The organism is Mesorhizobium sp. M8A.F.Ca.ET.181.01.1.1 (assembly GCF_004792025.1).
In the GTDB taxonomy this organism is placed as follows: Bacteria; Pseudomonadota; Alphaproteobacteria; order Rhizobiales; family Rhizobiaceae; genus Mesorhizobium.
The window spans coordinates 293,098-319,009 of record NZ_SRTV01000004.1 but is presented as its reverse complement, the minus strand read 5'-3'; the positions used below and the strand labels follow the sequence as shown (position 1 = coordinate 319,009).

The following is a 25,912-nucleotide window of genomic DNA, read 5'->3' as shown; positions in this document are numbered from 1 at the left end:
CCTCAGGCGTCAGCCATGGTGTCATCGGCCTCGGCGCGGACCAGCTTGATATCGGCCCCGGCAGCCCAGGCGCCGATATCCTCGCGACGCAGTGCCGCGGCCATCATGTCGGGAAACAGATCCGGCGTGCAGGCAAAGACGGGAATGCCGAGTGCCGCAACCGACCCGGCCATTTTGGGGTCATAACCCGGCCTGCCCTGATCGGTCAGCGCCAGGAGCACGACCACATTGACGCCCGAGCGAACGAGTGCCGCCAGCCGCTGCAGCAATTCCTGGCCATTGCCGCCTTCATAGAGGTCGGTGATCAGCACCATATGCGACTTGGTCGGCCGTTCGATGCGGTCGGCGCAATAGGCGACCGCCTGGTTGATGTCGGTGCCGCCACCAAGTTGCACGCCGAACAGCACCTCGACCGGATCGCTGAGCTCCTCGGTCAGGTCGACGATCGCCGTGTCGAAGCAGACCAGCTTGGTCCGCACCACCGGCAAGGAGGCCATCACGGCGGCGAATATCGAGGCATAGATCACCGAACTGGCCATCGACCCGGACTGGTCGACGCACAGCACAACCTCGTCGAGGTCGACCATCCGACGTTGCTGGCGCATGAAGCCGATCAATCTTTCCGGCACGATGGTCTTGTGCTCGGGCTGATAGTGGCGAAGGTTGGCCGAAATGGTGCGCGGCCAATCTATGTCGCGCTGGCGCGGGCGGTTGGTGCGGCGCGAGCGGTCGAGCGCACCGCGTATCGCCTCGGCGGTCTTCTGCTCCAGCCGTTGCATCAGCTTGGCGACGATGTCGGCGATGATCGTGCGGGCGACGTCCTTGGTCTTGGCCGGCATGACCGAACGCAGCGAGATCAGATCGGCGACCAGATTGACATCCGCCTCGATCGCCTTGAGGAATTCCGGCTCCATCAGCATCTGCTTCAAATTGAGCCGTTCGAAGGCATCCTTCTGGACGATCTGCACCACCTGCGCTGGAAAGAACGACCTGATATCGCCCATCCATTGCGCGACTTTCGGCGCCGATCGCCCCAGCCCGCCGCGCCGCTTGCGCGGATCGGCACCAGCATCGCCGGCGCCGTCGCCATAGAGCGCATCGAGTGCCGCCGAAAGCCGCTTGTCGGTCTCGGAAAGCGCTGCCGATGACGGATCATCGGCGCCGATCGCCAGGCGCCAGCGGCGCTCGCGCTCGTCGCCCGCCTGGCCGGATTCGCTCATGTCGATCCCGTCATCCATGGTCATTCTCGCCCCTGAGCAACGGCGCGAGCCGATCGAGATGCCGGCGCCACGCCTCGCCGCCGTCAGGTGTTGGTGTCAGCCCGGCCGGCAGGCGTCTGGCGCGGCCGAGCACCGCTTCGATCAGCCGCCGCCGCTCCATCGAGTCGAGGTGCGAAAAGACCCGGCGCAACAGCGGCAAATGCGCGACGAATGCCTCCTCGTCGAGCGATTTGAGCCAGGCGTCCACCGCACCGCGCAAACCTTCGTCGTAAATGAGCCGCTGGCCGGCGGTGCTGAAGAAGCCCTCGAAGAACCCCGCGGCCTCGGTGACCGCCGTGCCCGGCGACAGGCGCCGCGCGATCAAGCCCGCCGCTGCTGCAGCCGATAGATGGCCGGCCTCGTAGAGCAGATGCGCGGCACATCCCGCCACCAGCGCCGTCGAGCGCAATCCGTCGAGCACGGCCGCCAGCCCATTGCGCCAGGCATCCAGAACGTCCTGTTCCGGTTCGACCAGCTTGATTGCCTCGTCGGCCTTGCGCATGACGCCGACCAATGCGGAGGAAGCCTGCGCATCGAGATCACGGGCGGCATAAGGGAGTGCGATCCCGCCTTCGACAATCAGTCGCGCCAGGAGACCGGACAGGCGGGCGGTTTCGGTCTTGCGGGCTTCGCCATAGCGGATGATGTCAGCGAGCGGCGGAACCGATGCCAGGATTTCGAGGCATTCGCTGCTGTGCGCCGCGCGTTCCTCCAGCGTCGCGAGACCGACGGTCGAGGCTTCCGACAGGTTCGCCGTGATGGCGCCTTGAACGAGTGCCGCCAAGGCGTCGAGGGATGACGCCGCGGAAATCATCTGGATCAGCCGGCCGTTGGCAGCTTTTTCGATGGTCGGGCCATGGACCAGGTTCTCGACCAGGCGAACGGCATATTCCGGCTCCCATGACAGGGTCCAGCGCTCGCGGAAGGTGCCGCGGCTGCGGCCTGCGTCGGTCAGCTTGCCCCAATGCACGCCAAGCACATTCAGCCGGTGCAGCAAGGTCGACCGAAACAGCCCGCTTTCACTGCGCAGGTCGACCGACAATTCGCGCTCCAGCGCCTCGGGCTTCAGCCGCGCTGCCTTCTGGTTGCGCTGCAGGTCCTCGATCAGCGGCGCCAACGGGGTATCGGGCGGAATTTCGCCGACATCCGCACCCAACAGCAGTTCGGCCTCGACCAGCGCCCACAGGATGGCTTCGCCGTTGAACAAGGCGGCGATCGCGGCGTCGCGCAATTCCTCGAAGCCGGGCTTTGGCCGTTCGCGGATCACAGCCAGCGCGCGGGCCAGCCTTTCGGCTTCGATCAGCGAGGCGGTCGAGACCATATGCCCCTTCGCCCTCAGCACGGCGGCGATCATGGCTAGCCACAAGGTCGCCGCGTCATGCCGGCCGCGGGTGCGCCACAGATGCTTGCACCAGCCCGGTGCGACAACGCCGGCGCCATAGCCGAAGCCAAGCGCCAGGCGCGGTCCGGTCCATGGCGCCCAGGTCATCGTGCTCTTGCGCCGGGCTGGCCCTTTCAGGAGAGCCTGATCCTCTTTTTGCGGACGTGTCGCCTGCAGTGCCGGCACATGGAAGGCGCCGCAGACGACAGCGATCGGCCCGTCGAATTCCTTGCGCGCGGCGGCGATCTCAAGCCGCATATGCGCTTCGCGTTTGGCCTCGAATTCGGCAAGCGGACCTTCGCCTTCGCGCAGTGTCGTCATCGCATCGGCTATGGCCGCGAAGATCGGCCCCGGCTCCGGGTTCTGCTCGATGATGTCTGCCCACCAGCTTTCGCCATCCTCGTAGCCGGCGGCTTGTGCCAGCGCGCCGATCGGGTCACGCAGATGCGGCGCCGTTTCGCTCTCGACCTTGGCTTCCGTTTCGTCGGCGGCAGCTTCCTGCGCATCGTCAAGCGGTGCTACCCGGGCTGATGACGGCAGGTCTATGAAGCGCAATGCAGCGCTGTTGCCAGCGGCCCACAGGGCCGCCTGGTATTCCGGCGAGAACTCGGCGAACGGCCAGAAGCTTGTCGAAGCTGGATCGTCTTCGGGATAGCACAGCAGCGCCACCGGCGGCTGCATTTCGGGGCGGGCGAGCAACGGCAGCAGCGCGGAAGCATCCGCGGGCCCCTCGATCAGCACGGCGACCGGTTTCAAATCATGCAACGCCTGCACCAGGCTGTCGGCGGAGCCGGGCCCGTGATGGCGTATGCCGAAATAGGAAACCTCGCCCTGCGCCATGGCGTCAGATCGCTGCGTTCAAGGCCGCGTAATAACCGGCATAGTCGGGCCGCTTCTTCAGCACCGTCTCCAGATATTCCTCCAGCACGAGCTTGTCCTGCACCGGATCTTTCACGATCGCGCCGACGAGGCTGGCGGCCAGGCCTTCGGCGCCGAGATTGCCGCCATCGAACCATGCCGCCTGGCTGAGCCCGCCGACCATGGTCGCGATCGCCTCGGCCGTGGACAGCGACCCGGATGGCGTCTTCAACGTCACCTTGCCGTCCGATGTCGCGCCCGAGCGAAGCTCGCGGAAAATGGTCAGCACGCGAGCGATCTCGTCGCCGACATTCTTCGGTACCGGCAGGTCGAGACCGCCGGCCATCTCGCCGACGCGCTTGGAGACGATCGCCACTTCCTCCGCCATATCTTCGGGCAAGGGCAGCACGACGACGTTGAAGCGGCGCTTCAGCGCCGAGGACAATTCGTTGACGCCTTTGTCACGGTTGTTGGCGGTGGCGATGATGTTGAAGCCGCGTTGTGCGTAGATCGAGGTGTTGAGCTCGGGGATCGGCATCATCTTTTCGGACAGCACGGTGATCAGCGTATCCTGCACGTCCGAACCCATGCGCGTCAGTTCCTCGAGGCGGCAGAGCTTGCCGCCTTGCATGGCGCGATAAAGCGGTGTCGGCACCAGCGCCTCCTCGCTCGGGCCCTTGGCCAGGAGCTGTGCGTAGTTCCAGCCATAGCGGATCTGGTTTTCGTCGGTGCCGGCGGTGCACTGCACGATCAGCGTCGAGTCGCCCATGATGGCGGCGGCGAGATGCTCCGACACCCAGGATTTGGCTGTCCCGGGAACACCAAGCAGCAGCAGGGCGCGGTCGGTTGCGAGCGTCGCCACCGCGGTTTCCATCAATCGGCGACGGCCGACATATTTCGGCGTAATCGGCGTGCCGTCGTCGGCTTTCCCGCCGAGGAGATAGGTCAGCACCGCCTTTGGCGACAGGCTCCAGCCGGCGGGCTTTTGCCGATCGTCGTTACGCGCCAGCGCCTGCAACTCGCCGGCATAGGCCTGCTCGACCGGAAGACGGATGACTGCGTTCATTTGCTGTTCTCCGGATTTGATCATTTTCGAGATTCGGACTGATATTCGGCCAGCGCCGCGTTGAGGCGCAGCAAGCCGAGCGAAGGGGCTGCCGGCGGCATGCCGGCTGTTACCATCTCGTCGATCAGCCGCTTTGCCGTGGCTGACGTGGCAAGAAAGCCAAGCATTTCGAGGACGTTGTCGGCGGTCCGCCTGGCGGCGTCATCGCTTCCGCCAACGGCCGGACGCAGCGCCTGCAGGACCTGCCCAAGGTCGCCCCACTCCACCCAGCCCGCCTCGGCGGCTTCGAGCAGGCTGAGCGAGGCGAGATATGCCGCGTCTTTCAAGATCAGCCGGATGAGGGCCTGTTTTCTTCCGGTATCCAGGCGCGGCATCAACTGGAGCACGAAAAGCGCCGGCTTGCCGCCTTCCGCGACAAGCGTGTCGGCCATGTGCGCCACCGCGCCATCGCTGCCCGAGGCGGCCACCATTCGCGCGAAAAAGATATCGGCATTGTTGTCGGCGCCGAACTGCCAACCGGCGATGAATTCGGTTTCGCCAACGCCAAAGCGTGTGGCGAGATCAACGAGATTGCAGGTGCCGAACAATTCGGCGCGGCGCTGGTCCTGCGCCGGGGATTTTGGTTTCACCGGCGTGTAGGTCGCGCGACGGCGGATGAACCCGGATTTGCCCGCGCTGACGAAGGCAGCAAGTTCGGTGACCGGATCTTCGCCTCCGCCCTCACCTGGAAGGCCGTGCTGACCCAACCTTGCCAACAGCCGGCCAGCGAGTTCGCGCACTTTGCCTGAGCGATCGGCGGAGAGCCCCTTCAGAAACGGCACGTCATCCGGCCCCAGCCCGAAATGCATGAGTTGGATAAGGGCAAGCCTGATCTCCGCAGGCTCGCCGGATCCCTTGGTCTCGATCAGCAGCCTGGCCGAAGCCGGTTCGCGGCGGCGCATCTCGGCCAGTGCCGTACGCCGCGCCGCGGGGTAGAAATCATCCCAGTTTTGCGCCGTCAGCCTGTCTTGGCTGATATGGCTTTGCCCTTCGACGCCCGCCTGCCAGTCGACCCAGGGGGCATAGACATCAGGACTGTCCTGATCCGACGCGGCCGGCATCCAGTCCATTGGATGCAGCACCAGGCCATGGCTGGCGACAAGCGTCACCACCCGTGCCTTGCCCCTTGTGTCGGCCGCCTGTTTGAGTGCGGCTCTGACAAGCGGCCGCAGCCGGTCGGGCAACATCGGCAAAGCGAGTTCTGGTAACTGAGGGCGGCGTTTCAGCGTCGATGGCGCGGCGGGCCGCAAAGCGATTTCAAGCGCCTGCGCGGCGATCGCCAGCAGCCGGCGCTCCTTCTCGTCGGGGTCCGAACCGCCGGCGATTTGCCGCCACGCCACCGGGGCCAGATCGAAGCTCGTTCCGCCGGTGATCCAGCAGTCACGCATCGCCGCCAGGCCGATCTGCTCAAGCTCGTTCACGACAGGTCGAGCCTCCCGAAACTGCTCCGCGCCGCCAGGAGGTCGAGCCGGCTGCCGTTCCAAAGCGCGACCGTGGCCGCGAGATCGATGCCGAGCAGGGTTGGACTGACAGCCTCGTTGATCGGCAGAGCGATGCCGTTCGGGTCGCCAGCCGCCTGCCACCAGGGCGCGCCCCGGTCGTCGAGCAGGATCGCGCCTGGCGGCAGCATGACAGGACAATCGGTGAGCCACGGCGCCGCGTCCTGACAGAAAAGATGCGTGGCGAGCGGATCCGGTTCGCTCGACGCAACAGCAGGCCACTCGCCCGACGAAACCTTACCCTTGCGGTCCATCACCAGGGCACGCAGCGGCTGGCGTGACGGATAGAAGATCAGCCGCGCGTCGAAGCGGTCGCCTGGTGTGAAGGCGTTGGACCGGCGGCCGGCCGAAGCCGGGAAATAATCGAGCAGAAGCGCGAATTGCGGAGCGGCACTCCTGAGATCGAGCAGCCAGGTCGAATGGCTGACGAGGCCATCGCGGCGGGTCTCGATCTTCTCGCCGAGAACCTCCCATGCACTTTCGACCTGGACCGCGTGGGGGCTTGCCAGAACCTGCTCGCGCGTTTCGGAAATCGACACCAGCCGCTTTATTTCGGGATCGTCGGGCGCGGCACGCCAGGCCTTGGCCAGCAGCACCAGCTTGCCAAGTTCGCGGATCGCCGCATCGGGCCGTTCTTCGCTGCGCAGCGACATCAACCGCGACGGAATCTCATCGAGACGGCCGGCAAGGGCCGTCGCCTTCATGTCGACCAGCCGCGCGGCAATCCGGCGGCAACGGTCGCTGCTGTTGTCGACAAATCCGGCAAGACCAAGCCGCAACTGATCCGATATCCACTGGTCCATCTCGTCCAGCGCCGCCGACACCGAAGATCGTGTCTCCTCGGCCCGCTTGCGCTGTGCCGCTTCGCGGCGTTCCACGGCCGCCGTGTCTTCCACCTCGGTGCTCTCGTCGGTCCGCGCGGCTTCACCGATGCTCTTGCCGCTGGCACCCGAGGCCTGTTGCGTGGGCGGCGGCGTGGTCTTCCTGCGGCGGCCAAGCCAATCATTCACCCACTCCGGCGTCGAATCGGCCGGGGTAAAACTGGTCGGCACCGTGGCGGCGATCCACATCAAGGCCAGGCTGTGCTTGCAGGGGAATTTCCGAGACGGGCACGTGCATTTATAGCCATGATCGCCGGTGTCGACGACCACACGATAGGGATTGGAGCCGGATCCCTGACACTCGCCCCACATAAGGGCCAGCGCTTCGTTCTTTTCGAGGCGTGGCCAGTTCGATCGTTTGGTCAGCTTGGAAGCGGCGCTCAGCGATGCCTGGTCAGGGGCAAGCGCCTCGATCGTTTTCAAGTCAAATTCCAAGCCGCGCCTCTGGTCGCCAGAACGAATGCCAGTTGCCAGTATAGATGGCCGTCTGTGACGGATTCTTGTAGCAGCGGCGGACTGGAGATCAATACAGGCGCTGCGTGCCGATTGTCTCTACCAGCCCGCTGCGCACGCAAAAAGGCGATATTGGCGAGACCCGCCAATAAATTCTATTGGAGGATTCGTGTCGGCGCGTGGCCTGGATGGTCACGCGCCATATCGGCATGGACCTCCGCCTCGGCCAGCGAACGATCGAGCCCCGTCGCCACCACCGAGACCCTGAAGCGGCCTTCCATGCTCTTGTCGAAGATGGCGCCGACGATGATGTCGGCGTCCTCGTAGACTTCCTCGCGAATGCGGGTGGCCGCCTCGTCGACCTCGAACAGGGTCATGTCCCTGCCGCCCGATATCGACACCAGGACGCCCTTGGCGCCCTTCATGGACATTTCGTCGAGCAGCGGGTTGGCGATCGCGGCTTCCGCCGCCTTCATCGCACGGCCGTCGCCGGACGCCTCGCCGGTTCCCATCATGGCGCGGCCCATGCCGCGCATCACCGATTTGACGTCGGCGAAGTCGAGGTTGATCAGGCCTTCCTTGACGATGAGGTCGGTGATGCAGCTGACGCCGGAATAAAGCACCCGGTCGGCGATCACGAAAGCGTCGGCGAAGGTGGTCTTGGCATCGGCGATGCGGAACAGGTTCTGGTTGGGAATCACGATCACCGTGTCGGCGGCCTCGCGCAGCCGCTCGATGCCCTCTTCGGCCATCTGCATGCGGCGCCTGCCCTCGAAGGTGAACGGCTTGGTGACGACGCCGACCGTGAGGATGCCGGCCTTGCGCGCCGCCTGGGCGATGATAGGAGCAGCACCGGTTCCGGTGCCGCCGCCCATGCCGGCGGTGACGAAACACATATGGGTGCCGGCCAGATGATCCATGATCTCGTCAAGCGATTCCTCGGCCGCGGCACGCCCAATCTCGGGCAACGAGCCGGCGCCGAGGCCTTCCGTGACGTGCGCGCCAAGCTGGATCAGCCGTGTCGCCTTCGACATGGTCAGCGCCTGGGCATCGGTGTTGGCGGCAATGAACTCGGTTCCCTGAAGCTGTTCCACGATCATGTTGTTGATCGCGTTGCCGCCACCGCCGCCGACGCCGATAACGGTGATCTTGGGTCTCATCTCGGAGATTTCCGGCTTCTTGAACTCGGCCATGCCTGCTTCTCCTTCGCCAATTGCGTGCGCTTCACGACCCACAAGCAGACTGCCCGTAGGACATTGCAATCGAGCGGCATGACGCGAATCAGTCCGTTCGGATGGGTACCCCAAAGAGCCAGAGAGCGGCCGCACGTGCAAGTGTGTGAGGGTCAAGTTTTGTGATGAAGAGGCCGACCTGCGAGAACGCGATTGTCCGGTCCCGGGTGATCGCGATACTGTCGTCGCGGATCAGGCGCCACGACGGATGCCTGGCGATGGCCGGGCGGAGCCCGCCTTTGCCGATCGTCTCAATGGCCAGGACGAGATCTCTGCGGAGTTCGACATCAATCAAAGCTGGAGGGGTATATCTCCCTTCCAGAACCCAAAAAGGCATGAAAGAGTTGTCCAGTTTGCCAGCCATGAGATTGCGTCAGCCGGGATGGCGGCGCGGACTTTCGCGGCGATGAAACGCCCCGTCGATCACGGCGCCATGGCCGTCTCAGGCTACACCGTTCCCTGGCATACAGCGGCCGGAACACCGGTCGCCCTTCATGTCTCGTCGTCGCGGCAGCTACGCGACGTGCACGTCGTGCGGCTCGATACTCCCGCGGCCGAGCCGATGGGCTGGCGCGTCGAGCCGACGGGAAATGCCGTGTCCCACCGCGATTTCGATCACGGATCCTTCCTGAAGATCGCGGCGGCGGAACTGGGCAAGGCCACCGAGATCGAAGGCGTCGCCTTCGAAGTGTATTTGACGCGCAACGATGGCGCCCGCGTGCTGTTCGAGAGCGGAAACCTGCGCCTGGGCTTGCAGGACGGGCGGCTGACGTCAGGCCACGACGGCAAGCCGCTCGAAACCGACGTGGCCTTGCCGGCAAACACCTGGCTCATGGTCGAGATTTCGTCAAACGACGGCGTGACCGTGTTGCGCATCGGCTCGGACGATCTCCTGTCGCCGTTTCGCCTGCATCGTCAATTCGACCTGCCCTGGCGGCCCCTGTCCGGAGACATGGTCTTCGGGACCAGCGCGGCAAACGACCTGAGGTCGCTCAACGCCAAGTTCTCGGCAATCGCGCTGCGAACCGCGGCCGGTCGCATCGCCTGGGCGTTTCCCACCCTGCTGCCGAGCGGCCCGCTCTCTTCGACAGGCGCCGATCGCGTCCTCTTGCTGGAAACGATCAACCAGCCCGCTTTCTGCATGACCTCGCGGCGCTGGGACGGGTCGAGTTTCGACCCCCGCCTGGTGCCGGCGCATTACGACGCCGTGCATTGCCACGACGACGACATGGGCGCGTTGCAGTGGCCCGCCTCCTACCAGTTACAGGTTCCCGCCGAGGCGCCGGCCGGAGTCTATGCCTTCGAGGTCGGTCACGATGAAGGATCGGAGCGCGTCGTCTTCTTCATCACTTCGTCGGTGCGCCGGGCGCCGCTGTTGTTCCTGGTGCCGACGGCCACCTATCTCGCCTATGCCGATGAATTCCTGCCAGCGCATCTCTACGAATGGATGTGCGAGGATCGCGGCCATCGCTTCGCGATCGACAACAATCTGAAGTCGCTCTACGACTACCACAGCGATCTCAGCGGCGTGTCTATCTGTTCCACCAGGAAGCCGAAGGCGACGCTGCGCGACGACTACAATTATCCGCTGTGCGGCTGCCCGCACAATCTGCCGGTCGACCTGCACTTTCTGCGCTTCTGCCACAGCAACGGCATTGCCTTCGATCTCATCACCGACCGCGATCTGCATGAGCGGGGCCTTGCCGGCCTGCAGGATTATCAGGCTGTCATCACCGGCAGCCATCCCGAATATATGTCGGTCGAGATGGAGCATGCGCTGCGCCAGTTCGCGGCGGCGGGCGGCGGCATCGCCTATCTCGGCGGCAATGGCTTTGCCGGCAAGGTCGCATTCAAGGACGATCTGATGGAACTGCGCCGCTCGCCGCTCGAGGCGGGTCGGACCTGGGACGGCCCCATCGCCGAACAGTCACTGTCGATCACCAACCAGCCGGGCGGCGATCTGCGCGCCAGTGGGCGCGGTGAATTCTCGCTGACCGGCGTCGCGATCTCGCTGATGGGTTTTGACGGCGCGCGACCCTTCACACGCACGCCGGAAAGCCATCAACCCTCGGCCGCGTGGTTGTTCGACGGCGTCACCAGCGAGACCTTCGGCGACGAGGGCATCGTGCTTGGCGGCGCCGCCGGCTACGAAGTCGATGCCACCGATCCGCATCTGGGCACGTCCCCCGACACCATGGTCATTGCCCGCGCGACCGGCTTCCCGGACAGCTTCGTCCATGATGCCACCCGTTGGTACGAGGGAGGTGAAAGCGAGCGCGACGGCCGCCGCTGCGCGGAGATGACGCTGCGCCATCTGTCTTCGGGCGGCCTGATCTTCTGCGCGAGTTCGGTCGCCTGGTGCGGCGCCTTGCCGGCGGGCGATGCCATGAACGACGTCGGCCGGATCACCAAGAATTTGCTGACGCATCTGGCGGCGGAAAAGAGCCGGCAGGCCGCGGATCGATAGCCCGGAAAGGAAGGCAACCCACCGCACCGCGCCGGTTGGGGCAGTTGGCTTGCCGCGCAACGACCGAAGCGTCTATCATGCATGATCAATCGGCGGCTTGGGTGTTCCCGCCGTGCCCGGCTCAAGGTTTGTCCGCGGCGCGTGTCGTCAGGTCAATTTCAGAACGCATGAAGCAACGCCCCCGCCAATGGCCGACAGAACACATTTCGGTTTGACCGCCGTCGACACCGTGCCCTTGCACGAGAAGGTCTATCTGGAGCTCGTGCGGGCTTTGATGTCAGGGCAATTCCTGCCCGGCCAGAAGCTGACCTCGCGCAAGCTCGCCAGGGAACTGGGCACCAGCGACATGCCGGTGCGCAGTGCCTTCATGCGGTTGCAGGCCTTGCGGGCGCTGACCCCGATGCCGAACGGCAGCGTCGAGGTGCCGGTGATCTCGGCCGAAAGGTTCTCGCAGTTGACCGCCGTGCGCACGATCCTCGAAGGCCCGGCGACCGAGCTTGCGACAAAACTGATCAACGGCAACAATCTGCGGGCGATCCGACGCCATTGCGCGGAATTGACCCTGGCCGCCCGCAAGGGCGACATCGGCGACTATCTCAGGAAGAACCACGATTTCAAATTCTCGATCTATCGTCATTGCGGCAACGAGCAGATGATCTTCCTGATCGAGACGGTGTGGATGCAGGTCGGCCCGTTTCTCCGAAACCTCGCCATGGGGTTCGAGGACGACCTCTCCTCCATTCTGGACATCGACTATCACGAGGAAGTCGTCGCGGCGATCGAGGCACAGGACGGCGCGCGGGCGCGCGTGGCCATCGTTCGCGACATCGACGAGGGCGCCGCGCATATCCTGCGGCAGGCCAGGTTTCCGGAAGCGAGGAGCTAGACCGGTGTCTCCTGGACCCGTCACCAGATGCCACTTGGCTTTCCCTTGCCTTGCCGCTATGTTGCGATCGCAGATCGCGCAATTGGTTCCTGAAATGCCTCCCGATATCCCGGCTAATGATCTGAAAAAATGAGGGAAATTCTTCCGACTGATGTCGGAGATGTCTTCATGAACTCATCAGCCGTCTTGTCGTGAAATAGGGTGGCCGCCTCAGGCGCGGCACCGCAGGGAACCAGAGGTAACGGAAATTGAGCGATGCAATTGCGGACGTTCTGAGCTGGCTCGAGAGCCGAAACGACATCCAGAGCCTGAGGGCCGCAGTGTGCGACCTCAACGGCATCATGCGGGGAAAGCGCATCCCGGTCGAGCAGGCCCGCAAGGCGCTGGAGGGCAAGCTGCGCATGCCCTATTCGCTGATCGGGCTCGATGTCTGGGGCGAGGACATCGAAGGCAATAGCCTGGTCTTCTCGACCGGCGATGCCGATGGCCTTTGCCAATGGACGGGACGCGGCATTCTGCCGGTGGAATGGACGGCGCATCCGACGGCGCTCGTCCCGCTCTGGCTCGCCGACGAGAGCGGAGCGCCCTATCTCGGCGATCCCCGGCGCGCGCTGGCCCGTATCCTCGACCGTTACAAGGCGCTCGGCCTGACCCCGGTCGCGGCGACAGAACTTGAATTCTATCTGGTTGATCCGCAGTCGCAGCGGCCGGTCGGACCTGTCTCGCCGGTCACCGGGCGGCGTCTCGATTCCGACGCGGCATTGTCGATCGACGAGATCGACGATTTCGAGGCCTTCATCCACGACGTCTACGAGGCCTGCCGGGCGCAAGGCATTCCCGTCGACACGGCGATTGCCGAAAACGGCGTCGGCCAGTTCGAGATCAACCTCAACCATGTCGCGGACGCCCTGCGGGCGGCCGACGATGCGGTGTTGTTCAAACGCACGGTGAAGGGCATTGCCCGCAAGCATGGCTTTGCCGCCTGCTTCATGGCCAAGCCCTATGGCGACCGGGCCGGCAACGGCTTTCACGTCCATTTCAGCCTGGTCGACGCCGACGGTCGCAACGTGTTCGACGACGGCACTGATCAGGGCTCCGAAACCATGCGCAACGCGGTTGGCGGGCTGCTGGCGGCGATGGCCGAGAGCACGCTGGTCTTCGCACCGCACTTCAATTCGTATCGCCGCCTTCGCCCGCGCTCCTATGCACCGACCGCGGTCGCCTGGGGTTACGAGAACCGCATGGTCGCGATCCGCATTCCCGGCGGCCCGACCGGGGCGCGCCGCATCGAGCATCGCGTGTCGGGGGCGGATGCCAATCCCTATCTGGTGCTTGCCGCCATATTGGGAGCAGCCCTGATCGGCATCGAAAGACAGATGTCGCCGGGCGAGCCTACCGGGAGCGATGGCCAAGGCGCGGCGCCAGCCAAGCTACCGCCGGACTGGGCCTCCGCGATCGCCACTTTCGAAGGTGGAACGCATGTGGCGGAGATCTTCCCGGCGATCCTGCGCGACTCTTTTGTCGCCTGCAAACGCCAGGAGTTGAACACCTTTGCCCTCAACGTCAGCGACTTCGAGATCGAGACCTATCTCGAAAGCGTCTGAGTGTTTACGGCGATCATCCGGCCTTCAGCACCGAGACCGCCGCCTCGCTGTTGTGGACATAGTCGTTGGCGTCGGGCTGCCTCTGCACCAACAGGATGAACAACAGGTCGGTTAGTGTGAGCTGCGCGTCGCGCGCGGTGATGGAGGAGGAGCGCGCTCGCTCCTCGTCGGCGATGGTGTAGAGGCGGATGTCGGCGACCCGGCTCAGCGGATTGTCGTGCAGGCCGGTGACGGCGATCACCATTGTTCCGCGCTTGGCTGCAAGTTCGGCGATGCGCAAGGTTTCGATGCTGGCGCCGGAATAGGAGATCGCGAACAGCACGTCGCCAGGCCCGAGCGTCGCGGCATTGGCCATCTGGATGTGGCTGTCGCTGTCGTGCAGCACATTGCGGCCGAGCTTCATCAGCTTGTAGGAGAAGTCGCGCGCCACCAGCGAGGAGGCGCCGACGCCGACCAGATGGATGCGGCGCGCGCCATCCAGCAGTTCCAGCGTCCGCGAGATGACGCGCTCGCTGTTGGCGGCGACGGTCTGCTGCATCGACAGCAGCTTGCTGCCGATCAGCTTCTTCAGGATGACCGGAAAGTTGTCGCCGACCTCGATCGAACCATGGATGACACCGGCCGGCACCTGCCAGTCCTGCGCCTTGGCCTCGCTGACGGCGAGCTTGAGCTCCTGGTAGCTGGCATAGCCGAGCTTCTGGCTGAACTTGACGACACTCGACTGGCTGCGGCCGATCTCGGCCGCGAGCGCCGCCGTCGACAGGCGCAGCATCTGGTCGGGATTGTCGACGATGTACCGGCCGATCTCGCGATCGCCGGGCGCCATGCCGTCGAGCTTCGCATTGATCCTGCTTAGGACGGACACGGGAATTCCTCGCTGTTCAGACTTGCAAGACGAGGAATAAATTATTCCAATTTCGATTGACAGCCAAGAACGCAGAATTAATTCTCAACTCGACCCGGATCAATATCCGGGATTCGGAGCAGGCTTTCCCAGGCAGATCCCGGGCGTGGCCCTCATCATCAAGGTTTCAGTCATGGACAGATTGCGGATCGTCGGCGGACAGAGACTGCAAGGCGCGGTCACCATATCGGGCGCCAAGAATGCCGCTTTGCCGCAGATCGCGGCTTCGCTGCTCAGCCCCTACCCGCTCGAACTGACCAACCTGCCCGATGTGACCGACGTCGAAAACATGCTCGGTGTGGTACGGCTTCACGGCGCCGACGTGACGCGGTCCGCCCATGCCGCGACCATCGACACCAGTGCCGCCGTCTCCAAGGAGACGTCCTACGACACGGTGCGGAAGATGCGGGCGACGGTGCTCGTCCTGGCGCCGTTGCTGGCGCGGTTCGGCCATGCGCGGGTTTCGCTGCCGGGCGGCTGCGCGATCGGCGCGCGGCCGGTCGACATGCATGTCGCCGCACTCGCCGCACTCGGCGCCAGGATCGCCATCGAGAACGGCCTGATCGTTGCCTCAGCGCCGAACGGATTGACCGGCACCCGCATCGTGCTCCCCTCGCCATCGGTCGGAGCGACGGAAACCGCCATGATGGCGGCGACCACGGCCAAGGGCGAAACCGAAATCCTCAACGCCGCGCGCGAACCCGAAGTGGCCGATCTCGCGGCTTGCCTCAACGCCATGGGGGCGCGCATCGAGGGCGCCGGCACGCACCGCATCCTGATTGCGGGCGACACCAGCTGGCACGCCGCCAGGCACGACATCATCCCCGACCGCATCGAGGCCGGCACCTATGCGATCGCCGCGGCGATCACCGGCGGCCAGCTCGAACTCACCCATGCCCGGCTCGAACACATGGCCTCGGTGGTGCAATTGCTGGAGGCGACGGGGGTGAGTGTCTGGCCGGGCGATCGCGGCCTGATCGTGTCGCGCGACCGGCCGCTCAAGGCCGCCGACCTGACGACCGAACCCTATCCCGGTTTTCCGACCGACCTGCAGGCGCAGTTCATGGCGCTGATGTGCTGTGCGGAGGGTGCGTCGCTGCTGCGCGAGACCATCTTCGAGAATCGTTTCATGCATGTGCCCGAACTGATGCGGCTCGGCGCCAACATCAAGCTGCAAGGCACCATGGCGCTGGTGCGCGGCGGCGCGAAGCTCCATGGCGCGCAGGTGATGGCCACCGACCTGCGCGCTTCGGTGTCGCTGGTGCTGGCGGCGCTGGTCAGTGAAGGCGAGACAACAATCAACCGCGTCTATCACCTCGACCGCGGCTATGAGCAACTGGATCGCAAGCTGCGCCTTTGCGGCGCCGACATCGAGCGGCTGGGCGCATGAATACCGAGGCGCATTATTTCCTCGGCGTCGATGGTGGCGGCAGCGGTTGCCGCGCCCGCCTCGAGGACGCGCAAGGCGTGGTGCTGGGACAGGGCCTGTCCGGCCCGGCGACGACGCGGCTCGGTATCGAGGCAGCCTGGGCCTCGATCGCGAAAGCCTTCGGCGCAGCGGTCGAGGAAGCAGGTTTCGCGCCAGCCGAGACCGCCCGGATCCATGCCGGCATCGGCCTTGCCGGTATCGGCCGCAAGGGCGCGCTGGAGGCGCTGCGGGCAATCGCGCATCCCTTTGCCAGCACCGATTTCGTCAGCGACGGCGTCGGCGCCTGCCTTGGCGCGCACTCCGGCAAGGACGGCGCCATCGTCATTGCCGGGACAGGCTCGATCGGCCTTGGCTTTGTCGAGGGCCGCGACCTGCGCGCCGGCGGCTATGGATTTCCGATCTCCGACGAGGGCAGCGGCGCCGACCTCGGACTGAAAGCCGTGCAATTGGCATTGCGCGCCCATGACGGCCGGCACGAACGGACCGCGTTGCTGGCGGAGGTCATGCAGCGCTTCGCCGGCGACCCGATGGAGGCCGTCGCCTGGATGGACCGCGCCAGCGCGACGGACTATGCCGCGCTTGCACCCATGGTGATGCGCCATGCCGACCAGGGCGACCCTGTCGGACGCCGCATCGTGCAAAGCGCCGCCGAACAGATCGACACACTGGTGCGGGTGCTGTTCGAAAAAGGCGCGCCGCGCGTGACCTTGCTCGGCGGCCTCGCCAGCCCCCTCGAACCCTGGCTCTCCCCTGACGTGCGCCGCCGCCTGAAGCCCGCCGACGGCGACGCCGTGTCCGGCGCGATCATTCTTGCCAAGAGGTCGGTTGGCGGAGGATAGGTCGACAAGATAGGAATAAAATATTCCAAAATTCGATTGACGATGTGAATATTGAATTCTAAAAAGTTAACAAAGAAAACTGCGATGACGGACCCAGGATCCGGACGCGCTCCGCCCGTCGAGCGGTGCCGGACGCCGTGCAGCATGATTTTGAAAGCGCTGGAATGACCGAGCAAGGGTTGATGTCTGAGCTGGACCGGCTGGTTTCCGAAGGCCGGAACCCAAGGACCGTCGATATCGACCTGTTGCCGACCATCGACGTCCTGCGCAGGATCAATGACGAGGACAGGCTTGTCCCGGCGGCCGTCGAAAAGGTCATGCCGGAAATCGCCGCCGCGGTGGATCGCATCGTGCTCGCCTTCCAGAAAGGCGCGCGGCTGATCTACATCGGCGCCGGCACCAGCGGCCGGCTTGGCGTGCTCGACGCTTCGGAATGCCCGCCGACCTTCGGCGTACCCGAAGGCATGGTCGTCGGCCTGATCGCCGGTGGATCCGACGCGCTGGTGCGCTCGCTGGAAGGCGCCGAAGATGACCCGAAGATGGGCGCCAAGGCCTTGCAGGACATCGGGCTCACACCCGATGACGTGGTGGTCGGCATCGCGGTCAGCGGGCGCACGCCCTATGTGATCGGCGGCCTGACCTATGCCAAGCAGTTGGGCGCGGCGACGGTCGCGCTGTCCTGCAATCCGGCATCGACCATTGCCGGCATCGCCGACATCGCCATCTCGCCCGTCGTCGGCCCCGAAGTGCTCACCGGCTCGACGCGGCTGAAATCGGGAACCGCGCAGAAGCTGGTGCTCAACATGCTGACCACGGCTTCGATGATCCGCATCGGCAAAAGCTACCAGAATCTGATGGTCGACCTTAACCCGTCGAACCGTAAGCTGGTCGCCCGGGCGATCAGGATCGTCATGCAGACGACCGGCTGCACCGCGCCGCAGGCGCGACAGGCGCTCGACCGGACCGGCAATGACGTCAAGCTGGCGATCCTGGTGACCATTACCGGCCTCGACGTCGAAGCGGCGCGGGCCGCGCTGTTCAAGGCCGGAGGGTTCCTGCGAAAGGCGATCGGCGACGAAGCGGCCTGAGGCCGCCCGGGACATGACGGCTGAAAGCCGCTTTAGACATGACGGCAAGAAGCCGCATGGGACAAGACGGCGTCAAGCCGCATAGACTGGGCCGATATTCCAAAGCATGTGTGCCATGGAAGCGGCCGACGGAAACTGCAAGGCATCGAGTTCAATAGTGGGAGACGAGAATGGTTCATCTTACAAGAAGGCTGCTTTCGGGCATTACCCTTGGCGCGATGCTGGGCATCGCGACGGTTTCGACGCAGGCGGCGACGCTGCACATGGCATGGTCGCAGGACGCCACCGGGCTTGACCCGCACAAGCAGACGGCGTTCTCGTCGCTGCGGCTTTTGGAGCTGATCTACGAGCCGCTGGTGCGGGTCGATGCCAGCCTGCAGATCATCCCCGCCATCGCCAGCTCCTGGGAGTTCTCCAAGGACGGCAAGGAGCTGACCTTCAAGCTCGATCCCAAGGCGAAATTCCAGGACGGCACGGCCGTGACCTCCGCCGACGTGAAGGCCTCCTTCGAGCGCATCCTCGACGAGAAGACGGGTGCCGCCGCCCGCGCCAACTTCCTGTCTATCGCGAGCATCGACACGCCGGATGCGGCGACCGTAGTGTTCCATCTCTCGCAGCCCGACGTGCCGATCCTGACGGCGATGAGCGACGTCAACGCGGCCATCGTTCCGGCGACCGAGATCAAGGCCGGTTCGATCGGCACCAAGGCGGTCGGTTCCGGTCCATTCAAGCTCGACAAATGGGACCCCAACGCCAAGGAAGTTCTGAGCGCCAACAAGGACTGGGCCGGGGGTGCTACCGGCGTCGACGGCATCGAGATCAGCGTACTGCCGGACGAAGCGGCGATCCTCGCCGCCATGCGTACCAAGCAAATCGATTTTGCCCTGCTCAATGATCCGCTCGTCGCCACGCTGGTGCCGAAAGAACCCACCCTGCAGCTCAACCGCGTGCCGGTGCTGGCCTATCACGTTCTGCAGCTCAATCCGTCGCGCAAGCCGATGACGGAGCTCAAGGTGCGCCAGGCGATCTCATGCGCCATCGACCGGCAGGAGGTGCTGGACACCGCTTCGCTCGGCGAAGGCAAAGTCACCGGGCCGCTGACCATCCCGGCGCTCGCCACCGATCCGACCCAGTTGTTCTGCTACAAGCGCGATGTCGAGAAGGCCAAGAAGCTGATGGCCGAGGCCGGCTTTGCCGACGGCTTTTCGGCGACCGTGATCGGGGCCACCGGCGAGCCGCCGACGGCGGCGGCGGAAGCCCAGGTCATCCAGTCGCAGCTCGCTGAAATCGGCGTCAAGCTCGACATCAAGATGATGGAGCTCAACGTCTATGTCGACGCCTGGCTGAAGGGCGATTTCGACATGGCGATCGCGCTCAATGGCGGCCGTGCCGACCCCTACACCATGTACAACCGCTACTGGACCAAGGCTGGCAATCTGCAAAAGGTGTCGAACTACATCGACGACACGCTCGACAGCCAGATGCAGCAGGGCCGCGCCGAGACCGACCCGGCCAAACGCAAGGCGATCTTCGCCGCGTTCGAGAAGCATCTCGCCGAGATGTCGCCCTGGATCTGGCTCTACACGTCCTACAGCTACACGGCGCAGCAGAAGAACATCGCCGGATTCGTGCCGACGCCGACCGGCACGCTGTTCAGCCTGAGCAAGGTTACCATCCAGCAGTAGCCGCCGGAGGCATTGGACGAGAGGACTTCTTCGCGTGGACTATCTCTTGCGACGGCTGGCGACGTTTCCTCTCGTCCTGCTTGGCGTGTCCATCCTGGTCTTCGTCGCGATCAGGATGGTGCCCGGCGATTCGATCACGGCGATGCTGGGCACCGAAGCCGGCCTGCTGACGCCGGCACAGCGGGATTCGCTCGCCGCCTATTTCGGCATCGACCAGCCTTGGTTCATCCAGTACTGGCGCTGGGTCGGTGGCATCCTGCACGGTAATTTCGGCATCTCCGTCACCTATGGCAGGCCGGTTCTCGACGTTATCCTCGAGCGCTTCCCGCTGACGCTCGAACTGGCTCTGCTGTCGATGGTCATCGCGCTCGCCGTCGGCATGCCCGCGGGCATCTACGCGGCCACCCACAATGAGAAGCCGTCCGATCTCGGCGTGCGTATCGTCGCCATGATCGGCCAGTCGACGCCGAGCTTCGTGCTTGGACTGCTGATCATCTACACGCTTTCGGCAGGCTTCGGCGTACTGCCGGCGATGGGGGAATTCGCGCCGCTCTGGCAGGATCCCTTGCGCAATCTCAGCCAGTTGATCCTGCCCGCCATCACGCTCGGCTTCGCCTTCGCGGCGTCCGTCACCCGCATAGCCCGTTCCGCCATGCTCGACGTGCTGAGCGACGATTATGTGCGAACCGCGCGCAGCAAGGGCGCCTCGGCGCGCAGCGTCATCTGGCGGCATGCCTTGCCCAACGCGCTGATCCCGGTCGTGACACTGAGCGGCATCGAGTTCGGCTATCTGCTGGGAGGCGCGGTCATCGTCGAGCAGATCTACGCCCTGCCCGGCCTCGGGCGCATGGTGCTCGACGCCATCCTGCAGCGCGACTACGCGCTGGTGCAGGGAAGCGTGCTGTTCATCGCCTTCAACTTCATGATCGTCAATCTCCTGGTCGACCTCGCCTATGTCGCGCTCGATCCGCGCATCCGGCTTGGGGAACAGTGATGCGCATCCTGCGCGCCGTCTTCCGGCATGGCAGCGGCCGCATCGGCGGCGGCATCGTCTGCGTCTATCTGCTGCTCGCCATCCTTGGCCTGCTCGGGCTGACGCCGCACAATCCGATCACGCAATACCGCATCGACCGTCTGCACGCGCCGAGCGCCGGCTACTGGATGGGCACGGACCTGTTCGGCCGCGACGTCGCCAGCCGGCTGATGGCGGGCATCGGCCAGTCCTTCACGGTCGCCTTCTTCTCGGTTGCCTTCGCCACCCTTGCCGGCACGGTGCTGGGGCTTGCCGCCGCCTGGCTCGGCCGCCGCTGGGACGGCGTGGTGATGCGGGTCATGGATGTGCTGCTGGCCTTCCCGGCGATCCTGCTGGCGCTGCTCATCGTTACCGTTGCCGGGCCGGGCACCTGGACCAGCGTGGTGGCCATCGGCATCGTCTACACGCCGATCTTCACGCGGGTGGTTCGCGGCCCCGCGCTGTCGCTCAAGACACGCGAGTTCGTCGATGCGGCGCGTACCTTCGGCAGCAGTTCGTCCTACATCGTGACGCGGCATCTGCTGCTCAACCTTGTGGCGCCCTTGACCGTGCAGGTGACGCTGGCGCTCGCCTGGGCGCTGCTGACGGAAGCCGGCTTGAGTTTCCTTGGCCTCGGAACGCAGCCGCCCGCCGCCTCGCTCGGCCTGATGCTGAGCGACAGCCGCAATTTGATGGAGACGGCGCCCTGGCTGATGATCTTCCCCGGCCTGGCGATCATGATCAGCATCCTCGGCTTCAACCTGCTGGGCGACGCCTTGCGCGACATTCTCGACCCGAAGATGCGAAGGGCGTTGGCATGACCCCGCTCCTCTCGGTTTTAGACCTGCGCGTCGGCTTCGGCCGCAATCCCCAGGCCAACGAAGTGGTGCGCGGCGTCAGTTTCGATGTCGCCGACGGCGAGACGCTGGCCATTGTCGGCGAGAGCGGCTCGGGCAAATCCGTCACCGCGCTGTCGATCAACCGGCTCGTCGACTTCGGCGGCGGCCGCATCACCGGCGGCTCGATGAAGCTCAAGCGGGCCGATGGGACCATCTTCGAGTTGGCGACCGCAACCGAGCCACAACTGACCGGCATTCGCGGCGCCGAAATCGGCATGATCTTCCAGGAACCGATGACGTCGCTCAACCCGGTGCTGACCATCGGCACGCAGATCGAGGAATCGTTCCGGCTGCATCGCGGGCTGACGGGCCGGCAAGCGACGGCGGCAGCCAGGGACGCGCTCGACCGCGTGCGCATTCCCGATGCCGCGCGACGGCTGAAATACACGCCCAACCAGCTGTCCGGCGGCATGCTGCAAAGGGTGATGATTGCCATTGCGCTCGCCTGCAATCCGCGCCTGCTGATCGCCGACGAGCCGACGACGGCGCTCGACGTGACGGTGCAGGCACAGATCATGGCGCTGCTGGCCGAGCTGAAGCGCGAAAGCGGCATGTCGATGATCTTCATCACGCACGATATCGGCCTGGTCGCCGGCATCGCCGACAAGGTGATGGTGATGCAGAACGGAGAGGCCGTGGAACACGGCGAACTGAACCAGATCCTCGATAGCCCCCAGCATCCCTACACGCAGCATCTGCTGCAGGACGTGCCGCATTTCGCCAGCGGTCGGGCCACGCGCGCGGACGGGCTGCGCGACAAGGGCGCGAACACGCAGCCGGCCTTGAAGGTCGATGGGCTCGTGGTGCGGTTTCCGCTCAAGAGCAGTTTCTTCAGTCGCGCGACCGGCGCGGTGCATGCCGTCGACGGCGTCGACTTCGACCTGATGCAAGGCGAGACGCTGGCCATCGTCGGCGAGAGCGGCTCGGGCAAATCCACCACCGCCAAGGCGGTGTTGGGGCTGGTGCGGTCGACGCGTGGCAATTTCTCCGTCGCCAGCCGAATGGCGTCGGCGGAGCGCAGTGCCAAGCCCGTGCAGATGGTGTTCCAGAACCCCTACGCGTCGCTCAACCCGAGGCTCACCATCGAGAGCATCCTCGCCGAGCCGGTCATCGCCACCGGTGGGCGGGTGGATGCCCAAACACGGGCCAGGATGGCGAGCCTGCTCGAACGCGTCGGCCTGCCCAAGAACAGCCTCGAGCGCTATCCGCATGAATTCTCCGGCGGCCAGCGGCAAAGGCTATGTATTGCCCGCGCACTGATGCTCAACCCGTCCGTGGTCGTTCTCGATGAAGCGGTTTCGGCGCTCGATGTCTCGGTGCAGGCGAAGGTGCTGGAGCTGCTGGTCGACCTGCAGCGCGAGTTTGGGTTGGCTTATCTGTTCATCTCGCACGATATGGCGGTGGTCGAACGGATCGCGCACCGCATCGCCGTCATTTATGCCGGCCAGATCGTCGAGATCGGCGACGCGCAGTCCGTGCTGTCGAAGCCGAGGCATTCCTATACGAAGAAGCTGATATCAGCCGTTCCGGCGATCGATCGTCGGCACGAGCATTTCGAGATCGACACGCGTCAGGTCCCTTCGCTGGTCAGGCCGCAGGGGTATGAACCGGCGCCGGCGAAATGGGAGAAGTTTGGGGCGGATCACAAAGTGAGGATGGAAACCTAGACATGTCAGCGGGACAGCGCCCCCCTCTGCCCTGCCGGGCATCTCCCCCTCTAGGGGGGAGATCGGATGCCGTCACGGCTTTCGCCAATCTCCAACGTCTGAGGGCTGGCGCCGCGCACGAACTGCCAATCTCCCCCCTAGAGGGGGAGATGTCCGGCAGGACAGAGGGGGGCGCCGTAGAGCGCTACTTCTCCGAAGGAGGCCGGCATTGAGCGACCTCGCCCAGATCTTCAATCGCGCATTCGCGCCCTTGGCAACGGCCGTCTCGGCCAAGTGTATCCCCGGCGGCGTGCTCGGCATTGTCGACAAAAGTGGCGAACGCATCGTCCGCGCAATTGGCTCGGCACAGCTCGTGCCCAAGGTCAGGCCGATGCGGGAAAACACCTGGTTCGACCTGGCGTCCCTGACCAAGGTGATCTTCACCACGCCACGCATCCTGGCGCTGGCGCAGGACGGCACCATCGATCTCGACGCGCCGCTGATCACCCTGCTTCCCGACCTTCGCCAGTATGACGCGAACGCCTGGGAGCGGAAGGTGACCTTCCGCCAGTGCCTCGGCCACCAGACGCCCTTCCCTGCCGTCGAGCCGATTTACACCTATGGACGCGATCCCGAACTGCTGCGCGCCTTCATCCTGCAGCGCGAATGGCGCGCCCGTGATCCCGTCTATTCCGACATCAACTTCATCCTGCTCGGCTTCGCGCTGGAGCGGCTGTCGGGCAAGAGCATCCGCGACATGGAGCCCGGGCCGGGTTTTGCCTGGTTCGCTGAACCCGATGCCACCGCCGCGACCGAGGACTGCACCTGGCGCCATCGCGTGCTGTCGGGCGAGGTGCACGACGACAATTGCTCGGCCCTGCAAGGTGCGGGTCATGCCGGCCTGTTCGGCACGGCCGCTTCGGTGCTCGATTTCGCGCAAGCGCTGCTGGACGGCACCGGCGCATCTGAGCGTTCGATCGCGTTGATGCGTACGCCCTTGTCGGCCACCCGCACCCATGGCTGGGAATGCCCTTATGAAGGGTGGTCCGGCGGTGCGCTGTGCGGTCCGGGAACGATCGGCCATACCGGCTTTACCGGCACCGGGCTGTGGATCGACTTCGACAGAGGCAAGGCATGGACCTTGCTCACCAACCGCATTCATCCGACACGTCATTTCGACAGCGGCATCGTTTCGCTGCGGCAGGCGGTCGGCGATCTCATCAACAGGGACTAGGACCATGGAACCAATCTGGGCCGTCGGCCTGATGACCGGCACCGTACTTGACGGCAATATCGACGTGGCGCTGATCAAGACCGACGGCGAGCGGATCGACGATTTCGGTACCTACCGGCTGATGCCCTATCCCCAATCGATCCGCTCCTTGCTGGAAGAGACGCTGACGGCGGCCAGGGCCTGGAATTTCACCGGGCCAGAACCGGCGATCTTCCGCAAGGCCGAAGAGGCGCTGACGCGCGCCCAGTCGGCGGCGGTCAAGGAACTGGTCGAGGGCCACGGCATGACGATGGCCGAGATTGGCGTCGTCGGCTTCCACGGCCAGACCGTGCTGCATCGGGCGCCGCAGGTCGGACGGCTCGGCCAGACCCGGCAGCTCGGCGATGGTGAGCTGATGCATGAGATATTGGGCACCAAGGTTGCCTATGATTTCCGCTCGGCCGACATGCGCGCCGGCGGACAGGGCGCGCCCTTGGCAGCCGCGTATCACACCGCGCTGATGCGCAGCGCCGGCGCCAGTGGCGAAGTGGCCGTGCTCAATCTCGGCGGCGTCGCCAACATCACCTGGTGGGACGGCGCCGACAATGTCATCGCCTTCGACACCGGCCCCGCCAACGCGCCGCTCAACGATTTCATCAAGTCGAAAGGGCTCGGCGAAATGGACCGCGACGGCGCGCTGGGCGGCGCGGGCAAGGTGGATGAAGCCCGGCTCGCCAAGCTGTTGCAGCATCCCTATCTGAGCAAGCCCTATCCGAAATCGCTCGACCGTTTCGATTTCGGCGCCGCCATGGCCGACGGCCTCGATGCCGAGGATGGCGCCGCCCTGCTCACCGCCTTCACGGCCGGCGCCGTAGGCAAGGCGCTCGACCTCCTGCCCAGCCGGCCGAAGAAGCTGGTGGTCAGTGGCGGCGGCCGCCACAACCCGACGATGATGGCCATGCTGGCCAGCCGCGCTGGCGTCGAGGTGGTGCTGGCCGAAAGCCTCGGCTGGAGTGGCGACGCAGTGGAGGCGGAGTGTTTCGCCTTCCTCGCGGTCCGCGTCCTGCGTGGCCTGCCGATCAGTTTCCCGAGCACGACGGGTGCGCCGCAGCCGATGCGCGGCGGCAAACTGGCAGGCTGATCACGCAACCAGCCTTTTCTGCAGGAAGATACGGCTGCGGCCGACGGGGAAATCGGCAAGGGTGCCGAACGGCTGATAGCCCTGGCGCTGGTAGACCTTGTCGGCGTTCGGGTTGAAGGTGTCGATCAACGCGCCGTGGCAGCCGCGCGCCACGGCTTCCTGTTCGGCCGCCTCGAGCATCTGGCCAGCCATGTGCCGGCCGCGCAGCCTTTCATCGACCCACAGCCATTGCACATAGAGCCAGCCCCAGGCGGTATAGCCGGAGATCCCGGCGACGATCGCACCGGCCTCGTCGCGGACGAAAACGGCCAGTGCCTTCCTCTGGGAAGCGCCGACATCGCTATCGTTGAACGCCGTCAGCCGTTCACCGAGAAAGGCGAGTTCTTCCGGGCGGGGATTGGCGGTCGTTTCGAGCGTGGTGTTCATGGCTT

21 protein-coding genes are annotated in these 25,912 nt (G+C 65.0%); 12 read left to right on the top strand and 9 right to left on the bottom strand.

Features of this window, described 5'->3' with window-relative positions; genetic code table 11:
* Positions 1 to 2 precede the first annotated feature (2 nt).
* The 7 genes from EN824_RS17350 to EN824_RS17320 form a co-directional block, all read right to left on the bottom strand.
* Positions 3 to 1,238, bottom strand: a complete 1,236-nt coding sequence (locus EN824_RS17350) for a VWA domain-containing protein (protein WP_127870622.1) — start codon at positions 1,236 to 1,238, stop codon at positions 3 to 5.
* Entirely contained in the window at positions 1,231 to 3,480 is a 2,250-nt protein-coding gene (locus tag EN824_RS17345; RefSeq protein ID WP_135932564.1) for a DUF5682 family protein, read from the bottom strand. Before EN824_RS17345 ends, EN824_RS17350 begins: the two co-directional genes overlap by 8 nt.
* A gap of 4 nt (positions 3,481 to 3,484) precedes the next feature.
* On the bottom strand, positions 3,485 to 4,564 hold the full coding sequence (locus EN824_RS17340) for an AAA family ATPase (RefSeq protein ID WP_127279927.1): 1,080 nt from the start codon (positions 4,562 to 4,564) through the stop codon (positions 3,485 to 3,487).
* Positions 4,565 to 4,584: 20 nt separating this feature from the next.
* Complete coding sequence (locus EN824_RS17335) at positions 4,585 to 6,024, bottom strand: DUF5691 domain-containing protein (RefSeq protein WP_127279926.1); 1,440 nt, start codon at positions 6,022 to 6,024, stop codon at positions 4,585 to 4,587.
* Entirely contained in the window at positions 6,021 to 7,406 is a 1,386-nt protein-coding gene (locus EN824_RS17330; RefSeq protein WP_245520998.1) for an SWIM zinc finger family protein, read from the bottom strand. Before EN824_RS17330 ends, EN824_RS17335 begins: the two co-directional genes overlap by 4 nt.
* Positions 7,407 to 7,591: 185 nt before the next feature.
* Positions 7,592 to 8,629 (bottom strand): cell division protein FtsZ, encoded by a 1,038-nt coding sequence (gene ftsZ, locus EN824_RS17325; RefSeq protein ID WP_127278076.1) that lies wholly within the window; start codon positions 8,627 to 8,629, stop codon positions 7,592 to 7,594.
* Positions 8,630 to 8,717: 88 nt separating this feature from the next.
* Positions 8,718 to 9,032, bottom strand: a complete 315-nt coding sequence (locus tag EN824_RS17320) for a hypothetical protein (RefSeq protein ID WP_127278077.1) — start codon at positions 9,030 to 9,032, stop codon at positions 8,718 to 8,720.
* A 42-nt stretch (positions 9,033 to 9,074) separates the two neighbouring features.
* Here EN824_RS17320 and EN824_RS17315 point away from each other — a divergent pair, with 42 nt between their 5' ends.
* The 3 genes from EN824_RS17315 (at position 9,075) to EN824_RS17305 (ending at position 13,625) form a co-directional block, all read left to right on the top strand.
* On the top strand, positions 9,075 to 11,135 hold the full coding sequence (locus EN824_RS17315) for a N,N-dimethylformamidase beta subunit family domain-containing protein (RefSeq protein ID WP_127278078.1): 2,061 nt from the start codon (positions 9,075 to 9,077) through the stop codon (positions 11,133 to 11,135).
* A gap of 187 nt (positions 11,136 to 11,322) precedes the next feature.
* Positions 11,323 to 12,021: a GntR family transcriptional regulator gene (locus EN824_RS17310; RefSeq protein ID WP_127278079.1), complete on the top strand. Its 699-nt coding sequence runs from the start codon at positions 11,323 to 11,325 to the stop codon at positions 12,019 to 12,021.
* Positions 12,022 to 12,269: 248 nt separating this feature from the next.
* On the top strand, positions 12,270 to 13,625 hold the full coding sequence (locus EN824_RS17305; RefSeq protein ID WP_127278080.1) for a glutamine synthetase family protein: 1,356 nt from the start codon (positions 12,270 to 12,272) through the stop codon (positions 13,623 to 13,625).
* Positions 13,626 to 13,638: 13 nt separating this feature from the next.
* On the opposite strand, the gene EN824_RS17300 is transcribed toward EN824_RS17305, so the two are convergent.
* Entirely contained in the window at positions 13,639 to 14,490 is an 852-nt protein-coding gene (locus EN824_RS17300; protein WP_127278081.1) for a MurR/RpiR family transcriptional regulator, read from the bottom strand.
* 172 nt (positions 14,491 to 14,662) lie between these two features.
* Between EN824_RS17300 and murA the strand changes: the two genes are divergently transcribed.
* From murA to EN824_RS17250, 9 genes are all read left to right on the top strand, one after another.
* A complete protein-coding gene (gene murA / locus EN824_RS17295) occupies positions 14,663 to 15,919 on the top strand; it encodes a UDP-N-acetylglucosamine 1-carboxyvinyltransferase (protein WP_127278082.1) in 1,257 nt (418 codons plus the stop codon).
* Entirely contained in the window at positions 15,916 to 16,797 is an 882-nt protein-coding gene (locus EN824_RS17290) for an N-acetylglucosamine kinase (RefSeq protein WP_127278083.1), read from the top strand. Before murA ends, EN824_RS17290 begins: the two co-directional genes overlap by 4 nt.
* A gap of 164 nt (positions 16,798 to 16,961) precedes the next feature.
* Positions 16,962 to 17,885, top strand: a complete 924-nt coding sequence (murQ, locus tag EN824_RS17285; protein WP_127278084.1) for an N-acetylmuramic acid 6-phosphate etherase — start codon at positions 16,962 to 16,964, stop codon at positions 17,883 to 17,885.
* Positions 17,886 to 18,055: 170 nt separating this feature from the next.
* Positions 18,056 to 19,570, top strand: a complete 1,515-nt coding sequence (locus EN824_RS17280) for an ABC transporter substrate-binding protein (RefSeq protein ID WP_127870610.1) — start codon at positions 18,056 to 18,058, stop codon at positions 19,568 to 19,570.
* A 34-nt stretch (positions 19,571 to 19,604) separates the two neighbouring features.
* Positions 19,605 to 20,564, top strand: coding sequence for an ABC transporter permease (locus EN824_RS17275; protein WP_127278733.1), 960 nt, complete (start codon positions 19,605 to 19,607; stop codon positions 20,562 to 20,564).
* Complete coding sequence (locus tag EN824_RS17270) at positions 20,564 to 21,403, top strand: ABC transporter permease (RefSeq protein WP_127870608.1); 840 nt, start codon at positions 20,564 to 20,566, stop codon at positions 21,401 to 21,403. The genes EN824_RS17275 and EN824_RS17270 overlap by 1 nt, the downstream gene beginning before the upstream one ends.
* A complete protein-coding gene (locus EN824_RS17265; protein WP_127278732.1) occupies positions 21,400 to 23,148 on the top strand; it encodes an ABC transporter ATP-binding protein in 1,749 nt (582 codons plus the stop codon). The genes EN824_RS17270 and EN824_RS17265 overlap by 4 nt, the downstream gene beginning before the upstream one ends.
* 208 nt (positions 23,149 to 23,356) lie before the next feature.
* On the top strand, positions 23,357 to 24,361 hold the full coding sequence (locus EN824_RS17255; protein WP_127278731.1) for a serine hydrolase: 1,005 nt from the start codon (positions 23,357 to 23,359) through the stop codon (positions 24,359 to 24,361).
* Between the two features lie 4 nt (positions 24,362 to 24,365).
* On the top strand, positions 24,366 to 25,481 hold the full coding sequence (locus EN824_RS17250; RefSeq protein ID WP_127278730.1) for an anhydro-N-acetylmuramic acid kinase: 1,116 nt from the start codon (positions 24,366 to 24,368) through the stop codon (positions 25,479 to 25,481).
* On the opposite strand, the gene EN824_RS17245 is transcribed toward EN824_RS17250, so the two are convergent.
* The gene (locus EN824_RS17245; RefSeq protein WP_127278729.1) at positions 25,482 to 25,907 is read right to left on the bottom strand and encodes a GNAT family N-acetyltransferase; all 426 of its coding nucleotides are present in this window, start codon (positions 25,905 to 25,907) and stop codon (positions 25,482 to 25,484) included. It abuts the gene before it with no gap.
* Between the last annotated feature and the right edge of the window lie 5 nt (positions 25,908 to 25,912).

What these genes read in the sequence shown, in the direction of transcription:
- EN824_RS17350 (WP_127870622.1), bottom strand. Translation starts at nt 1,238, where the DNA reads ATGGATGACGGGATCGACATGAGCGAATCCGGCCAGGCGGGCGACGAG.
- EN824_RS17345 (WP_135932564.1), bottom strand. Translation starts at nt 3,480, where the DNA reads ATGGCGCAGGGCGAGGTTTCCTATTTCGGCATACGCCATCACGGGCCC.
- EN824_RS17340 (WP_127279927.1), bottom strand. Translation starts at nt 4,564, where the DNA reads ATGAACGCAGTCATCCGTCTTCCGGTCGAGCAGGCCTATGCCGGCGAG.
- ftsZ (WP_127278076.1), bottom strand. Translation starts at nt 8,629, where the DNA reads ATGGCCGAGTTCAAGAAGCCGGAAATCTCCGAGATGAGACCCAAGATC.
- EN824_RS17320 (WP_127278077.1), bottom strand. Translation starts at nt 9,032, where the DNA reads ATGGCTGGCAAACTGGACAACTCTTTCATGCCTTTTTGGGTTCTGGAA.
- EN824_RS17315 (WP_127278078.1), top strand. Translation starts at nt 9,075, where the DNA reads ATGAAACGCCCCGTCGATCACGGCGCCATGGCCGTCTCAGGCTACACC.
- EN824_RS17310 (WP_127278079.1), top strand. Translation starts at nt 11,323, where the DNA reads ATGGCCGACAGAACACATTTCGGTTTGACCGCCGTCGACACCGTGCCC.
- murA (WP_127278082.1), top strand. Translation starts at nt 14,663, where the DNA reads ATGGACAGATTGCGGATCGTCGGCGGACAGAGACTGCAAGGCGCGGTC.
- EN824_RS17290 (WP_127278083.1), top strand. Translation starts at nt 15,916, where the DNA reads ATGAATACCGAGGCGCATTATTTCCTCGGCGTCGATGGTGGCGGCAGC.
- murQ (WP_127278084.1), top strand. Translation starts at nt 16,962, where the DNA reads ATGACCGAGCAAGGGTTGATGTCTGAGCTGGACCGGCTGGTTTCCGAA.
- EN824_RS17280 (WP_127870610.1), top strand. Translation starts at nt 18,056, where the DNA reads ATGGTTCATCTTACAAGAAGGCTGCTTTCGGGCATTACCCTTGGCGCG.
- EN824_RS17270 (WP_127870608.1), top strand. Translation starts at nt 20,564, where the DNA reads ATGCGCATCCTGCGCGCCGTCTTCCGGCATGGCAGCGGCCGCATCGGC.
- EN824_RS17265 (WP_127278732.1), top strand. Translation starts at nt 21,400, where the DNA reads ATGACCCCGCTCCTCTCGGTTTTAGACCTGCGCGTCGGCTTCGGCCGC.
- EN824_RS17250 (WP_127278730.1), top strand. Translation starts at nt 24,366, where the DNA reads ATGGAACCAATCTGGGCCGTCGGCCTGATGACCGGCACCGTACTTGAC.
- EN824_RS17245 (WP_127278729.1), bottom strand. Translation starts at nt 25,907, where the DNA reads ATGAACACCACGCTCGAAACGACCGCCAATCCCCGCCCGGAAGAACTC.